Below are 14790 nucleotides of genomic sequence, written 5' to 3'. Positions count from 1 at the left end.
CACTCCTCCCTGATCACGATACGTTATGTAGTATCTACAAGAGTCCAAAAGAAAACCTATAGAGCTTTAACATTACCTATACGTAACAAAGATGCAAGAGGGCTGACGATCATCAATTTTTCGCTGACATGCTTGTCTGGAGCGTTGCGGGCTAACCTCATCTGAGGGTCAGCCCGTCACTTGGGATCGCCGGACCGTGCCGGGAAAATGCTTTTCCTTGGTATTACAGCGCGCTATAAAGTCGAATATTAACGCGCATCGGTTGTGGTTACCTACGAATATATGTTGACCTTTTTCCAAAAGTACGAACTATTAAAAGTATGTTGAGACTTGCGATAGATATTGGCGGAACCTTCACCGACGTCGTGCTTGAAGCCGATGCGCTGACCTCGCTCAAGGTTCTGACGACCCCTGATGCGCCCGAACGGGCTGCGATTGACGGCGGTGCGGCTCTGCTTGCCCGCAATGAACTTGATTTCGATGCCATTGGCACCGTGATCCACGGAACCACACTTGCCACCAATGCGCTGATCGAGCGGCGAGGCGCAAAGACAGCCTTGGTGACCACCCGCGGTTTTCGCGACATATTGGAAATGGCCTATGAACGCCGTTTCGATCAGTATGATACCGATATTCAGCTGCCGGAGCCGCTTGTGCCGCGCGAATTGCGGCTGACCGTCTCAGAACGCATCGATGCGCATGGGAATGTGCTGAGCGCGCCTGACGAGGCGGAAATTGACGCCATTGCTGAGGTCCTGCGCAAGGAAAAGGTCGAGGCGGTTGCCATCGGCTTCCTGCATTCGACTGTTAATTCCAGCCATGAACATCAGGTCGCCGAATGGCTGCGGGCCCGGCTTGATCCTTCGGTCACGTTCTGCCTCAGCGCCGAGGTTTCGCCGGAAATCCGCGAATATGAGCGCTTTTCCACCGTGGTTGCCAATGCATATGTGCGCCCGCTCATGTCCCGCTATCTGCAGCGTTTCGACGATGAATTGCGGGCACGCGGCTTCGCCGGTGAGTTCATGCTGATGCTTTCCGGCGGCGGGCTCACCAGTCTGGAGCAGGCGAAAAAAGTGCCGATCCGGCTGGTGGAAAGTGGCCCCGCAGGCGGTGTCGCGCTGGGCGTCCGGGTCTCGCGCGAGGTCGGGATTGACCGGATGCTGGCCTTTGACATGGGCGGTACCACTGCCAAGATCTGCTTTCTTGAGGATGCAACACCGGCAACGGCGCGACGTTTCGAGATCGCGCGGGCCTGGCGCGATATCAAGGGCAGCGGTCTGCCGGTGCGCATTCCGACGACCGAACTGGTCGAGATCGGTGCGGGCGGCGGTTCTATCGCCAGGCGCGATGCGCTCGGCCGGCTTGCCGTCGGCCCGCAAAGTGCAGGCTCGGTTCCCGGACCGGCCAGCTATGGGCTCGGCGGCACCATGCCGACGATCACGGATGCCAATGTCGTGCTTGGCAAACTGTCTCCGGACGGCTTTGCCGGGGGCACGATGACGCTGCGCCCTGATCTCGCGCTTGAGGCAATCACCCGCAATGTCGCAGAGCCGCTTGGCCTTTCCTCGCCGGAATGGGCGGCGGCTGGCATTGCCGAAATGGGCGAGGAAGCCATGGCAAATGCTGCCCGTGTTCACGCCATCGAACAGGGCAAGGATGTCACGCGCTACACGCTGATGGCCTCCGGGGGAGCAGGGCCGCTGCATGCTGCCCGCCTTGCCGAGAAGCTCGGCATCAGCCGCATCGTCATCCCTGCGCTGGCCGGTGTCGGGTCGGCGGTCGGTTTTTTGAGTGCGCCGGTAGCCTATGAGGTGGCCCGCTCGGTGCTGACGCTGACAGACCGCATCGATCTTGATGCCATCCAGACCTTGCAGCAGGCCATGGCAGATGAGGCGTCAGCCGTTGTGCGCCCGGCGCTGGGTGCGGGGCAGGCGGCTCATACGATGCTTTCGGCGGAGCTGCGTTATGAAGGCCAGGGCCATGCGCTGAAGATCGCGCTGGATGGCCTGGTTTCCTCCAAGGACGATATTGACGCGATGAAGGCGCGCTTCATTGCCAGCTACCACGATATTTACGGCACGAAGATGCGGGACAATGCGGTGGAGCTGGTCGCCCTGATCCTTTCCCTGACTGGTCCCGAACAGGCTTTGACGCCTGCTCCGCCGGGGGAGGGCGGAAACGCTGCGGCTCTGGAACCGGCATCGGTATTTGACCCGTCTTCCGGTGAGCGCGTTGTCGCCAGCCGCTTCGCGCGTCAGGCCGCTGCCGCAGGCAAAAAGTTTGATGGTCCCTTTCTCATTACCGAAGAGCAGACCACGACCTATGGTCCTGCCGGATGGACGGCGATAGTCCATCCCGTGGGACATATCGTCATGACACGCGGAGGTGCGGCATGAGCGACGTTGTGAAAACCGGACTAGGCGATGCCGAAATCATCGCCATGAATGTCATGTGGAACCGGCTGATCTCGGTCTGCGAGGAACAGGCCAATGCCCTGCTGCGCGTCGCCTTCGGTGCCATCGTCCGCGAGGCAGGGGATCTGTCGGCTGGTATTTTTGATGCCGAGGGACGGATGATGGCCCAGGCCGTGACCGGAACGCCGGGCCATGTGAACACGATGGCGAAGTCGGTCAATGCGATGCTGGAAAAGGTCGCGCCGGGTTCTCTGGTCGACGGCGATGTGCTGGTGACCAATGATCCCTGGCTCGGCGCCGGCCATGTGTTCGACTTTGTCGTCGTCACGCCGATCTTTCTGGATGGCGCGATTGTCGCCTATATCGCCTCGACCTGCCATGTGGTTGATGTCGGCGGGCTTGGCTGGTCGGCAGAAGCCCGCTCTGTCTTTGAGGAGGGCGTGCTGGTTCCGGTGACCCGGCTGCGCCGCGGCGGCGCTCTCAACGAGGAACTGCTCGATCTCATTGCCACCAATTCGCGCGTCCCGCGTGAGGCGCGCGGTGACATCCTGTCGCTGATGAGCTGTAATGACGAAGGCGCCAAGCGGCTGATCGACCTGATGCGTGAATACCGGCTTTCCTCGCTTGAGCATCTGGCCGCATTCATTTTCGAGCGCTCAGCCGCGGCGACCAGAGCGGCAATCGAGAAATTGCCCGAGGGCGTCTATTCAGCCGAGGTCGAGCTTGATGGCTATGATGCGCCAATCCGGCTCAAGGCCAAGATGACGATTGCCGATGGCACGATTACGGCCGATCTCGCGGGCTCGGCGCCTGCTATTGCCAAGGGGATTAACTGCCCGCTGAGCTACAGCCAGGCCTATGCTTCCTTCGGTATCAAGGTTGCTGTAGCGCCGCATGTGCCCAATAACCACGCCTCGCTGGAGCCGATCCGGATCACCGCGCCCAAGGGGTTGATCGTCAGCGCCGAGCGACCCTGGCCGGTGACGGCGCGTCATGTTGTCGGTCAGGCCTTGCCGGATCTGATGCTCGGCTGCCTGGCGGACGCCATGCCGGGACGTATCCTTGCCGAAAGTGCCGGTGCGCTCTGGGTGCTGGCGATTTCGGCGGATGGCGACGACGCGTTCTCATCGCTCAATGTTGCTCTCGGCGGCATGGGTGCGCGGCCGGGTTCCGATGGTCTTTCGACAACGGCCTTCCCCTCCGGGGTTGGTACGGTTCCTGTGGAGATTGCCGAGACCGTGGCGCCGCTGATCTATACCGCCAAGGAATTTGCCACCGATAGCGGCGGTCCCGGTCGCTATCGCGGCGGACTTGGCCAGGAAATCAGGCTCCGCTCTTCACGGGGTCAGACGCTGAAGTTGTCGGCGGCAGCCTTTGAACGTCTCAAAAAGGGTGCAGCGGGCCGGGCAGGCGGCCTGCCTGGCCTTCCCGGACATGCCGAAATTTCCGGCGGCCGGGTGATTGACGACAAAGGACTTTACGCGATCGGCCCCGATGAGGAGCTGATCCTGAGAACGCCCGGCGGGGGCGGTTTCGGTAATCCGGCGGAGAGGCCGGCCGAACTCCTGAACCGGGATGTTGTGCGTGGGCTCGTCAGCCGAGAGGCGGCGAGTACCTATTACCAAGCATTTCAGGACCACCAAGAGGATGGCGGTGGCTCTGGCCAATCATAAGAGGAGACAGCAGATGAATTTTAGATACGCACTGGCTGCCGGGGCTCTCACCCTTACATTTGCACAGGCTGCATCGGCCGCGACCTGGGATTTTTCGACCCCCTGGCCGGACACCAATTTTCAGGCCAAGGCGGCAAAGCAGTTTGCTGATGCCGTACGCGAGGCGACTGACGGGGAAGTGGATATTTCGGTTCTTTCGGCTGGCTCGATCGGTGTATCCGGCAGCGAAAGCATGGCGGCGGTGGAAAGCGGCATCGTTCAGATGGCGGATTATCTGCTGTTTCTTCAGGCGGGCGAAGAACCCCTGCTCGCCATTGACACGCTGCCCTATCTGATTCAGGGGCAGGACGAGATGGCGGCCTTCCTCAAGGTGGCCGGTCCGGCCTTCGATCAGATTGCCGAAAAGCATAACCAGAAGATCCTCTATTATGTGCCGTGGCCATCACCTGGGCTTTATTCCCGCACCAAGATCACCACGGATGAGGAACTCAAGGGCCAGCGTATCCGCGCTTTCAATCCGGCCAGCTTCACCTTTCTGACCAAGCTTGGCGCCGCACCGCTTGAAATGCCCTGGGGCGACGTAGTCCCCGCACTTGCCGCCGGCACGATTGACGGCGTCGCAACATCGACATCGTCGGGCGTTGACGGCAAGCTGTGGGATACGACGTCCTTCTTCAACCCGCTGCAATGGTCGACTTCCACCGATGTCGTGACCGTCAGCCTTGATGCCTGGAACAGTCTCAGTGCTGACGAGCAGCAGGCGATCGAAGATGTGGTGGCAAAGCTGGAGCCGGAATTCTGGGCCATGAGTGCGGCCGAAGATCAGGGCAAGACTGAAATTCTGGTCGAAAACGGCATTACCGTCACCGAGGCCGATCCCAGCATGCGCCAGGCCATGTCCGACAGCGGCCATGCCATGTGGGACGAGTTCATCGCCAAGGTTCCGGAAGCCGGGCCGATCATCGACACCTACAAGGCCTCGGCAGCAAAATAACGAAAACCGGGCTGCCGCCAGCGCATTGCCCTGAAAATCGGAGATGATTTGCAGGGCGATGCACCGTTTCACGAAGCTGGAGTGTCCTTCGGCGTTTGAATGGATACACGGTGCTTTTGGGGCGGCAGCCCGTTTCAGGACATATCTTTTGCGAAACAGATTTCTGATCTTCACCGACTGGACGGCGCGCATTGCCGAGACCGTGGCAATGATCCTGCTCTACGGTTTCTGCACGTTGATGCTGGCCGAAGTGATCAGCCGTGCGGTGGTGCATACCAGTCTCGCCGTCTCCTGGGAATATAGCGCCTTTGCCATGGCGGCCGTCATCCTGCTTGGCCTCGGACCGTCGCTCCGCCATGGCAAGCAGGTGCGCGTATCGCTGCTCTTGTCGCGTGGTGCCCCGCGTTTGCGCACCGGTGTTGAGATTTTCTCGACCCTTATCGGTATCGCTCTGGCGATCCTCATGCTGAACGCTTTCTGGAGCGTGTTTCACACCTCGCTGGTTCGCGGCATCAGGCAGGCAAGCTATGTCAATACGCCGCTGGCCATCCCGCAATTCTTTGCCGTGGTTGGCGCTGGCGAATTCGTGTTGGCACTTCTCGCCCGGCTGGTGCGGCTTATGAGCGGCCTTGCACCGGACCTGATCGAGAATGAGGAGGATGCGCTTGATTGAGATCGCGCTCGTCGCCGTTTTGCTGTTTGCTGCCCTTCTGGTCGGGTCCGTCTGGATCGGCCTCTCGCTGTTTGGCGGCGGCTATATTCTTCTGACCATCTACAAGCCCAATATTCCGCTGGAAACATTTTCCGGCAAGCTACTCTGGACAGCCGCCACATCGCAGGAACTCCTGGCGCTGCCGCTTTTCATTCTGATGAGTGATATTCTCGTCACCGCCAAACTCGGACGCTCGCTCTTTTCAGGGCTCGCGCCCTGGGTCAGCCGGCTTCCCGGCGGGCTTGTCCATGTCAATGTCGTCGGTTCCACCCTGTTTGCCGCCGTCTCGGGTTCGTCTGCGGCGACGACCGCCATTGTCGGCCGGGTCACCCTGCCGGAGCTGCAGGCGCATGGCTATGACCGGCGTCTTTCCATGGGATCTCTTGCAGGCGCAGGAACGCTCGGCTTTCTGATCCCGCCATCAATCATCATGATCATCTATGGCGTCGTGTCGGAGCAGAGCATCCTGCGGCTGTTCATCGCCGGGATCATTCCCGGCCTGCTGCTTGCCTGTTTCTACAGTCTCTACATTGCCGTGCACCATACCGTTATTGGCGGTCACCGTGATGCGCGACGCTACAGCTGGGCCGAGCGCTGGAAAGGCCTTGCCGAGATCGGGCCGATGGCGGCACTGATCGCGGGTATTATGGGGTCGCTCTATTTCGGGCTGGCAAGCCCGACGGAACTGGCTTCGGTCGGCGTTCTCGGCGCCATCATCCTTTCCGCCGTGCGGGGCGAACTGAACCTCACCAATCTGGCGCTGGCCGGTCGGCGCGCCGTGCGCACAACGGCGATGATGGGATTGATTCTCTTAGGTGCCGCACTTCTCAACGCCGCATTCGGCTTTCTCGGATTGCCGCGCGCGGCGGCTGACTGGATTGCTGGCCTTGGCCTGTCTCCCTTCACGCTTATTGCCGCACTGCTCCTCTTTTACGTTGTGATCGGCATGTTTCTTGACGGGACATCCATTATCGTCATGACATTGCCGGTGACGCTGCCATTGGTTACAGCCGCAGGTTTTGATCCTATCTGGTTCGGTATTTTTATTGTAATTGCAGTGGAAATATCGCAGATAACACCGCCGATAGGTTTTAATCTCTTTGTGATTCAGGCACAGACTAGTGAGACTGTCGGCAACCTTGTGCGTGCCGTCTTTCCGTTTTTCATGATATTGGTTGGATTTGCACTGCTTCTTGCGGCCTTTCCTCAGATCGTACTCTTTCTACCTGGACAGATGACATGAGCGCTCCAAGACACAAGACCCTGACCCGTTCGCTGCGTGACAGCATTGTCGGCGGCAAATGGAAAGTCGGCGAGCGACTGCCACCAGAGGTCGATTTCGCCACGGAATGCGGCGTCAGCCGCACAACCTTGCGGCGCGCGCTCAGCGAGCTGGAATCGGAAGGCCTGGTAGAGCGCCGGAAGCGCGTGGGAACCGTGATCGCATCGCAGACGCCGCAACAGCATTTCCGGATGATGACCAATGGCATGTCGGAACTTTTGCAGGTGACCCGGGAAACGGTGCTCGATATCTGGTCCACCCGGCATGTCGAGAATGGTTCGATCGCCATGCTCGGCAATCATGAAAGCACCACAGGCTACTGGCTGGAGATTGTCGGCGTGCGTCGCATGCCCGGCCGGATCCGCCCCTTCAGCTGGAGCAAGATGTATGTCACCGGCGCCTATGCAGGCATTGAGCCGGCACTGTCGCGGCAAAATCTCGGGTCGGTCTATGCGCTGATCGAGGAGATTTTTTCCTGCCCGATAGCGCGGCTGACGCAATCGGTCGATGCCATTGCCTGCCCGACCATTGCTGCCGATGCCATCGGCCTCACGCCCGGTACACCGGCGCTGAGCATTGATGCCGAATTGTTTGATGCCAAGGGCCAGCTGGTGGAGATCAGCCAGGCGATCTATGACCCGACGCGCTTTCGTGTGCGCTCCGATGTCTGGCTTGACAAGTAGGAGCGGAGAAGCCGGTCGCGATGCTTTTGTCGAAAAATGATGACGATCGTCAGGATTTGACTGTTCTTCGCGCGCGAACCGGTCTAAAGCGGTGTTATGAGTTCACATCAGCTTACGGTATTTGAACGCGCTTGCCATGTGCACGCGTGTCGCACTGTCCCGAATGTAACCCTCAAGAGCAATCGATACCCTCAATCATGATCGTGGCAGACCCTTCCCTGATTGCCGCCCTGTTCGGCAAGCTCGGCATTGCCGCTGTGGTGGTGCTGATTTACCGGATGATCCGCCATTCCACGCTCCGCCCGGGCTGGTCAGGTCTCGCGACGGGGCTTGCCTTTGCGGTTGGCGCGGTTGCGAGCATGATCAATCCGCTGGAGATTTCGCCGGGCATCATCATTGATGCCCGCAATGTCATGGTGGCGCTGGCGACGGTGTTTGGCGGCTTCTGGGCGGGATTGCTTTCGGCGGTCATCGTCACGATCGCCCGTATTCTGATCGGCGGAGCGGGGGTCGAGACCGCAGTCCTTTCGATCATGATCTCTCTGGCGGCCGGACTGGTTTACCGCTTGCTGAAGGGCCCGCAGCATAATCTGATCGGGCTGGGTCTTCTGGGCCTGTCTTTGTCTGTCACCTTCGTAACACCCTTTCCGTTTCTGCCGGCCGCGACCGTTTTACCGCTTTTGCAGTCGACATGGCTGGCAATCACGGTCAGCAATGTCGCCGGTGCGGTGATCATGGGTGGGGTTTTAGCGGCGGAAGATCGCATTGAAGACAGCTATGGCGAACTGCGCATGGCGGCGATGACCGATCCGCTGACGGGGCTGAAGAACCGGCGGCAGCTCGATAGGCTCGTTAATTCATGGCACGCCGGTTCCTTTGAAACTGATACGGTCTTTGCCGTGATGCTGATAGATGTCGACCATTTCAAAGCGGTCAATGACAGCTATGGCCATCCGCTTGGCGATGATGTGCTGAGAGAAATTGCCGGTATCGTTTCGCGGCGGGTGCGGCGCAGTGATCTGGCTGTCCGTTTCGGGGGCGACGAGATTGTCATTATCATGCCCGATTGTCCTTCGCGGCGGGGCCTTGCGGTTGCCGAAGGCATTCGCGAAAAGGTGGCGCAGACCGCGTTCAATGCGGAAGGCGAGCTGTTCTCGGTGACTGTAAGCATCGGTGTCGCTGCGCATCCGGCAACACCGGCAGGGCTCAGCCGATTGATCGACACAGCGGATCGTGCGCTTTATCGGGCAAAGGCCGAAGGCCGGAACCGGTCTTTCCTGCTGGAAGAGGCATGACCCTGCCCGGTTGTGCCGGGCAGGGTCATCGTGGAGCCGTCAGGCGATCTTGTCGAAATATGCCCGGGCCTGTTCGAGGCATTTGCGATAGACCGACAGGTCGCCGAGGATATCGTCACTTGCGACATTTTCGCAGATAAAGGCACCGCCGCTTTCAACGGCAGCCGTATCCAGCATCAGATTGTCGGCCATACCATGATCTTCGACCATCAGTCCGTCGGGGCCGCGGGTCACGCCATCGATCTTTTCCAGCGGCTTGCCGCTGTAGAAATCGCCGGTCAGGCGGGTGAAATAATCCCGGCCACTGTTGGAATAGGCAAAGACCGGCTTTTTCTGCGCGCGCATATAGCCAACCTCGTAAGCCGTTCCGATATCGGCTGAGATGCCGCGAAAAGGCGTAAGGTTGGCGATGATGAAATCGGCCTCATCCATCTTTGCCTCGTTGGCAAGGCCGATGGCGACGCCGAAGCGGAAGGCCGAAAGGCCTTCCGGGTTCAGGTCGTCTTCCGCCAGCGTGGAGGGATCAAAACCATATTCCAGCGCCATTTCGCCCTTGATCCGCATGACGTCAGAGGCGTTGCGGAAGAAGACGTCAGGTCCGGCGATATAGACTTTCTTGCGCGCACTCATTCAAGCTTGCCCGCATCCAGGGCGCCAAGGATCCACTTGCGCCAGGTCGTGTCACGTCCGTTCTTTTCCGGGATGACCTTTGAGGCCTCCTCCATGAAGAAACGGTAGTCCCGGCCCATTTCCTGGCCGCGTTTCGTATGCATGTCGAGGGCGACATCAGGGATTTCCGGAAGGCACTCGCCAAGTTCCATCGAGCGGCGGGCCCAGTTGACGAGATCATCCGAGGTACGCTCTTTTTCGGACCCGGCAATCAGGCGGATCAGATGGGCGGCAAACAGAAAGCGGTCGCCGATCGGGCGCGGATAGCGCTTGTGCTGCTGATAGAGCGTTTCGGCGATCACCGGCAGATTGACATTGCCGGTTCCAACGTCTTCCACGGCGATCACGCAGAGGCGTGACCACAGCATTTCTTCCATTTCCGGGCTGGTGAGAAACATTTCCCAGCCCAGCAGAATGGCATTTTCCAGCATGCCGCGTCGCAGGCATTTCTGCAGTGCCGAGATCACCTCATCGGCCGGAAAGCCGCTATGCGTGGTCGTGCGCTGCCAGGGATCCGGCGGTTGTTGAACCTTGATCATGATAGTCTCCATTGGTTGCGGCGCTTACGACCAGCGTGCTCTGATGGCACGTTCGGCCCGCTGCGCAAGGAAGAAGCAGATGATCGCGGCGACGGCGGCCACGAGCGATGTGCCAAGGGCACGCTCCATGGCAAAGCGACCGGTCGCCTCGCGAAAGAGATAGCCGAGCCCTGAACGCCCCATCAGGAATTCGGCGAGAATGGCGGCCAGCACCGCCTCCGGGACGATCAGCCGGAAAGCGATCATCATGTTCGGCACAGCCGACGGCAGGACAAGACGGGCGAAGTGCTGGAAGCGGCTGGCGCCAAATACGGCAAAGAGATCGGGTGCACCCTTTGGCAGTTCGGCAAGCCCTGCGCCGGTGAAGACGAAGGTCGGGAAGAAGGCCGAGACGGCGACAATGGCGACGACGGTGGAAATGTCGTAGCCGAGAACCCGCGCCATGATCGGGATCAGCGCCACGATCGGGATCGAGGAGAAGATCAGACCGATCGGTGTCAGCATGCCGGATAGCAGCCGCGACGACCAGGCAAGAACGGCCACCAGAATGCCAAGCACGAAACCGATGAGAAGGCCAGCCGCGGCCGTGAACAGTGTCTGTCCGGCATTGGCGAGATAAAGCCCCGGATTGCTGACAATATCACGGGCGACAGGCATGGGGCCGGGCAGAACAATGGAATTGAGTTCGGCCAGCGCCACCCAGGCTTCCCACGCGGCAAGCACGGCAAGGATGGACCAGTTGCGGGCGAGGAAACGGCGTAGCACCCTCATCCGAACCTCCTTTGCACCGCGCGTTCGGCAAGCCCCATCAGCCCGTAGGCGACCAGTGAGGTGACGGTTGCGACCAGCACGGCGGACCAGAGCAGCGGGATCTGGAAATTCTGCATGCCGGAAATCATCAGGAGGCCGAGGCCGCGCGAGGCACCGAACCACTCCCCGACAATCGCGCCCATGAAGGCGACCGGAACCGCAAGTTTCAGCCCTGAGACGATGGCCGGAAGGGCGGCCGGAAATTCCAGCCGGGCAAAGCGGGTGAAGGGCTTTGCGCCGAGCACGGAAAAAAGATCCTGATGCGCGCGATGGGCGCTTTCCAGCCCCGACGTGGTGGCGACATAGACGAGATAGAAAACCGCGAGTGAGGCAATTGCGGGTGGAATGCTGTCGCGCGGCAGCAGCACCATGAAGACGGGGGCGAGCGCGATGGCCGGGGTTGCATGGATTACCGCCACCAGCTGATCGATCCCGGCGCGCGCCGGGCGGAAAAGCCGGACGATCATGGCGATGCCAAGACCGATGACGATGCCGAGGCCATAGCCGATCAGGACGGAGGAGAAACTTGCCGCTGCCGCCCGACCGATCAGCGTGTGATGGGCCGGATCGAAGAGATAGGCAAGCACGGCGGTCAGCGTCGGCCAGGTGAAACCGGCCAGCCGGTAGACGCCGATCAACTGCCAGCCACCGAGAAAAACGGCGACGCCAAGAACGCCCGGCAGGAAACGCCTTATGGCGAGCGCAGGTCTCATGGCCGATGCCCTTCGGGTTCCAGCGCCAGCGTCAGTTCATCGACCAGATGGTGGAATTCGGCCGAGCGCATCACTGAAGGATCACGCGGGCGGGCAAAGGGCACGGCGAGGTCGCGGATCACCCGGCCCGGACGGCCGCTCATTACCAGAATGCGGTCCGCGAGAAACAGCGCTTCATCGACGGAATGGGTGACCAAAAGCGTCGTCAGCGTGCGTGCGCTCCAGATCCGCTGCAATTCGACATTCATATGCCGGCGGGTCACGGCATCAAGGGCGCCGAAAGGTTCATCAAGCAGCAGAACATCGGGTTCGAGAGCCAGTGCGCGGGCGATGGACGCGCGCTGGCGCATGCCGCCGGAAAGCTGGCTCGGACGAGCCTTTTCAAAGCCGGTAAGGCCGACAAGGTCCAGGAGTTCGGTGATACGGGCATTGTCGACCGGCTTGCCGGCAACGCGGAACGGCAGTTCGACATTCTTTTCAATTGAAAGCCAGGGGAGCAGCGCATGGTCCTGAAAGGCGACGCCAAGCCGGTGATCGGCGGACAGCGCCTTCGGCGTTGACTGCTCGATTTCGACGGTGCCCTCACTGGCGGCCTCAAGCCCTGCGACCAGGCGCAGGATCGTGCTTTTGCCGCAGCCGGAGGGACCGAGAATGGCGACGAATTCGCCCTCTTTCACGTCGACATTGATGGATTCAAGCGCGGTCAGTTCGCGCCCGTCATCGAGACGGAAGCGTTTGGCGACATCGGCCAGGCGAATGGCGGCGGTCTTGGTCAAGGCCAGCTCCGGATTATGGCGTTCCGCAGGATGCGGGTTCAAAAGGAAGGATACCGGCAGCTGCGACGGGCGGAGCTGCCGGATCCTGTCTCAGCGTCAGAGCTGTTTCAGCGCTTCTTCCAGCGGGCCGAGATCAACGATATCGGCAGCGGCCGGGATATTTTCGATACCGGCGGCTGCGGCAACGGGCGCGCAATTGGTGTCGACCAGCGTTGCGTCGAACCAGAACGGGCCGGGTGCACCCGGTGCGGTGATGAGCGGCATTTCAAGCTCGCTCTGGCGGGTGGTCTGATCGATATTGAGGCCGAAATCAGCGCCGAACTTTTCAACCGCCAGCTTGGCGCCGACGCTCGGATCTTTGCCGTTTTCAATCCAGCCGCGGGCAAGCGCCTTCAGATAGGCGACGACGAGATCGCGGTTTTCCTTGACATAGGCGCGCGAGGCGACGATCGGGCCGGCCGGGACGTTATAGCCGAGATCGGAGAACATGGTGACGAAGAAGTCCTTGCCCTCAACCAGACCCATCTGCTCGAAGGTGATCGGCTGGTTGGTGGCAAAGGCCATATAGGCATCGCCGTCGCCTGCAAGCAGCGGTTCGGGCGAAAAGCCGGTCGGCACCAGTTCGAATTCCTGCGGCAGGCCAGACTGCTTCAGCACGAAATCAATGGTGTTCTTGTCGGCTGGCATTTGGCTGAGGATCTTCTTGCCGACCAGGTCCTGCGGGGTCTTGATCGGATCCTTGGCCATCGACATCAAAGCTGCCGGACTCTGCGGGAAGGCCGCGCCCAGAACAACGAAATCATTGCCGCGATTGATGGCTTCAAACAGCGGAACCCAGTCGCCGCCGGCATAATCGGCCTGACCGGCGGCCAGCTGTACGAGCACGCCCGGCGCATTCGGACCGCCGGGTGTATATTTGATGTCGATGCCTTCATCCGCGAAATAGCCGTTTTCAATCCCGACCCAGAGGCCAGCATATTCGGCATTCGGGATCCAGCCGAGCGCAGTCGTAACCGGCGTCAGGCCCTGGGCAAAGGAAAGGCGCGGCGCTGCAAGACCGGCAATGGCCGCACCGCCAAGGGCGATGAAGGAGCGGCGGGAAAACGAAGGAAATTGTGTCATTGGCAATCGGAACCCTGTAGGAGGAAAGGGAGAGAAGCGGGTGAGACGATGTATGTTTTGTTATATTTCTTTTGCGTCTCTGTTACAATAGTTACATGATCCGGTAACGGAGGCAAGATGAAACAACCGCGAGACCAAAGACGTGCACGCCTGCCTGCCGATACGCCGGTGGCGCGCAAGATCGCCGAGGCCTATCCGGCCATGCCGGCGGCGCTGCGAAAATTCGCAGATCTGGTGCTTTCCGAGCCGCTGCATGTGGCACGGCTGAGCGTGCATGATGCCGTGGCGCTGATCGATGTCTCGGTGGCGACGGCCAACCGCTTTGCCACGACACTTGGCTATGAGGGCTATCCCGAATTCCGCTCCGAGCTGATTGCCGGTTTCGAGGCGCTGCTGGAGCCCTTCACCCGGATGGAGCGCAAGCTTGCGGCAAAGCCGACACCGGCCACGGTGTTTCAGGCTTCGCTGAAGGAGGATATCGCCAATCTGGAAGAAACGCTCGGCATGATTCCGGAAGAAACGATCATGCGGGCGGCGCGGCTGATCCTCGGGGCGGAGCGGATATTCATCGCCGGTTTCGATCTTTCCGCCCATCTCGGCGGCCTTCTGGCGATTGGACTTTCCAATCTCGGCACGCCGGTCAGAACGGTCGAAAGTGGCGGGGGTACCATCGGCGCCTTGCGGCATTTGGTTGACTACGGCCCGAAGGATCTCGTAATCGGTATTGCCTTCCCGCATTATTTCCGCGAGACGCTGCAGCTGGTCGAATATGCCCATGATCGCGGCACACCGGTGCTCGGTATTACCGACGGGCTTGGTTCGCCGCTGGCAGCCCTTGCCGCCGAAAGCCTGTTCGTCTCCGCGCATCACGATTTCAACCCACCATCGTCGACCGCGATTGCCGGTGTCGTTGAAGGTCTTGTTGCCGCCGTCAACAGCCTGAAACCGGCCATTGCCGAGAAGAACCGCCAGTTTGTCGAAGAAAGCTATGCCTATATGGCAGCCAAGGGCGGTCACTGGGGCAAGCATGACTGACAGGGCTTTTGTCCAACAGCAGCGGTAGCAATATTTTCAAGAATGAGAGCATGAAGGTTTGGGGCTTATGTTT

14 protein-coding genes are annotated in these 14790 nt (G+C 60.2%); 8 read left to right on the top strand and 6 right to left on the bottom strand.

Features of this window, described 5'->3' with window-relative positions:
- Window positions 1–323: 323 nt before the first annotated feature.
- From FJU08_RS15110 to FJU08_RS15080, 7 genes are all read left to right on the top strand, one after another.
- Window positions 324–2396: a hydantoinase/oxoprolinase family protein gene (locus FJU08_RS15110; RefSeq protein WP_210245244.1), complete on the top strand. Its 2073-nt coding sequence runs from the start codon at window positions 324–326 to the stop codon at window positions 2394–2396.
- Window positions 2393–4087, top strand: coding sequence for a hydantoinase B/oxoprolinase family protein (locus FJU08_RS15105; protein ID WP_141149850.1), 1695 nt, complete (start codon window positions 2393–2395; stop codon window positions 4085–4087). Before FJU08_RS15110 ends, FJU08_RS15105 begins: the two co-directional genes overlap by 4 nt.
- 13 nt (window positions 4088–4100) lie before the next feature.
- Window positions 4101–5081 carry a TRAP transporter substrate-binding protein gene (locus FJU08_RS15100; protein ID WP_181409863.1) on the top strand — a complete coding sequence of 327 codons (981 nt, stop codon included), beginning with the start codon at window positions 4101–4103 and terminating at the stop codon, window positions 5079–5081.
- A gap of 148 nt (window positions 5082–5229) precedes the next feature.
- Complete coding sequence (locus tag FJU08_RS15095) at window positions 5230–5754, top strand: TRAP transporter small permease subunit (RefSeq protein ID WP_181409862.1); 525 nt, start codon at window positions 5230–5232, stop codon at window positions 5752–5754.
- On the top strand, window positions 5747–7036 hold the full coding sequence (locus FJU08_RS15090; RefSeq protein WP_407943714.1) for a TRAP transporter large permease: 1290 nt from the start codon (window positions 5747–5749) through the stop codon (window positions 7034–7036). The genes FJU08_RS15095 and FJU08_RS15090 overlap by 8 nt, the downstream gene beginning before the upstream one ends.
- Window positions 7033–7758: a GntR family transcriptional regulator gene (locus FJU08_RS15085; RefSeq protein WP_141149846.1), complete on the top strand. Its 726-nt coding sequence runs from the start codon at window positions 7033–7035 to the stop codon at window positions 7756–7758. The genes FJU08_RS15090 and FJU08_RS15085 overlap by 4 nt, the downstream gene beginning before the upstream one ends.
- Window positions 7759–7955: 197 nt before the next feature.
- Window positions 7956–9053, top strand: coding sequence for a diguanylate cyclase (locus FJU08_RS15080; RefSeq protein WP_141149845.1), 1098 nt, complete (start codon window positions 7956–7958; stop codon window positions 9051–9053).
- Between the two features lie 39 nt (window positions 9054–9092).
- On the opposite strand, the gene FJU08_RS15075 is transcribed toward FJU08_RS15080, so the two are convergent.
- The 6 genes from FJU08_RS15075 to FJU08_RS15050 all read right to left on the bottom strand — a co-directional run bounded on the left by FJU08_RS15075 (window position 9093) and on the right by FJU08_RS15050 (window position 13682).
- Window positions 9093–9683: a nucleoside 2-deoxyribosyltransferase gene (locus FJU08_RS15075; protein ID WP_141149844.1), complete on the bottom strand. Its 591-nt coding sequence runs from the start codon at window positions 9681–9683 to the stop codon at window positions 9093–9095.
- Window positions 9680–10261 (bottom strand): AAA family ATPase, encoded by a 582-nt coding sequence (locus FJU08_RS15070; protein ID WP_235890739.1) that lies wholly within the window; start codon window positions 10259–10261, stop codon window positions 9680–9682. The genes FJU08_RS15075 and FJU08_RS15070 overlap by 4 nt, the downstream gene beginning before the upstream one ends.
- Window positions 10262–10285: 24 nt before the next feature.
- Window positions 10286–11032 (bottom strand): ABC transporter permease, encoded by a 747-nt coding sequence (locus FJU08_RS15065; protein WP_141149843.1) that lies wholly within the window; start codon window positions 11030–11032, stop codon window positions 10286–10288.
- The gene (locus FJU08_RS15060; RefSeq protein WP_141149842.1) at window positions 11029–11784 is read right to left on the bottom strand and encodes an ABC transporter permease; all 756 of its coding nucleotides are present in this window, start codon (window positions 11782–11784) and stop codon (window positions 11029–11031) included. The genes FJU08_RS15065 and FJU08_RS15060 overlap by 4 nt, the downstream gene beginning before the upstream one ends.
- Window positions 11781–12560, bottom strand: a complete 780-nt coding sequence (locus FJU08_RS15055; RefSeq protein WP_141149841.1) for an ABC transporter ATP-binding protein — start codon at window positions 12558–12560, stop codon at window positions 11781–11783. Before FJU08_RS15055 ends, FJU08_RS15060 begins: the two co-directional genes overlap by 4 nt.
- Window positions 12561–12656: 96 nt before the next feature.
- Window positions 12657–13682 carry an ABC transporter substrate-binding protein gene (locus FJU08_RS15050; RefSeq protein WP_141149840.1) on the bottom strand — a complete coding sequence of 342 codons (1026 nt, stop codon included), beginning with the start codon at window positions 13680–13682 and terminating at the stop codon, window positions 12657–12659.
- A 117-nt stretch (window positions 13683–13799) separates the two neighbouring features.
- On the opposite strand from FJU08_RS15050, the gene FJU08_RS15045 reads away from it, so the two are divergent.
- Window positions 13800–14717, top strand: coding sequence for a MurR/RpiR family transcriptional regulator (locus FJU08_RS15045; protein ID WP_141149839.1), 918 nt, complete (start codon window positions 13800–13802; stop codon window positions 14715–14717).
- Window positions 14718–14790: the final 73 nt, after the last annotated feature.

The sequence above is a fragment of the Martelella alba genome, assembly GCF_006516955.1.
GTDB classification, from domain to species: domain Bacteria; phylum Pseudomonadota; class Alphaproteobacteria; order Rhizobiales; family Rhizobiaceae; genus Martelella; species Martelella alba.
This window is presented reverse-complemented; position numbering and strand designations above follow the sequence as displayed.

Excerpts from the sequence above, each read along its gene's own strand:
- FJU08_RS15085 (WP_141149846.1), top strand. The coding sequence starts at position 7,033 with ATGAGCGCTCCAAGACACAAGACCCTGACCCGTTCGCTGCGTGACAGC.
- FJU08_RS15060 (WP_141149842.1), bottom strand. The coding sequence starts at position 11,784 with ATGAGACCTGCGCTCGCCATAAGGCGTTTCCTGCCGGGCGTTCTTGGC.
- FJU08_RS15080 (WP_141149845.1), top strand. The coding sequence starts at position 7,956 with ATGATCGTGGCAGACCCTTCCCTGATTGCCGCCCTGTTCGGCAAGCTC.
- FJU08_RS15105 (WP_141149850.1), top strand. The coding sequence starts at position 2,393 with ATGAGCGACGTTGTGAAAACCGGACTAGGCGATGCCGAAATCATCGCC.
- FJU08_RS15100 (WP_181409863.1), top strand. The coding sequence starts at position 4,101 with ATGAATTTTAGATACGCACTGGCTGCCGGGGCTCTCACCCTTACATTT.
- FJU08_RS15050 (WP_141149840.1), bottom strand. The coding sequence starts at position 13,682 with ATGACACAATTTCCTTCGTTTTCCCGCCGCTCCTTCATCGCCCTTGGC.
- FJU08_RS15075 (WP_141149844.1), bottom strand. The coding sequence starts at position 9,683 with ATGAGTGCGCGCAAGAAAGTCTATATCGCCGGACCTGACGTCTTCTTC.
- FJU08_RS15065 (WP_141149843.1), bottom strand. The coding sequence starts at position 11,032 with ATGAGGGTGCTACGCCGTTTCCTCGCCCGCAACTGGTCCATCCTTGCC.
- FJU08_RS15070 (WP_235890739.1), bottom strand. The coding sequence starts at position 10,261 with ATGATCAAGGTTCAACAACCGCCGGATCCCTGGCAGCGCACGACCACG.
- FJU08_RS15045 (WP_141149839.1), top strand. The coding sequence starts at position 13,800 with ATGAAACAACCGCGAGACCAAAGACGTGCACGCCTGCCTGCCGATACG.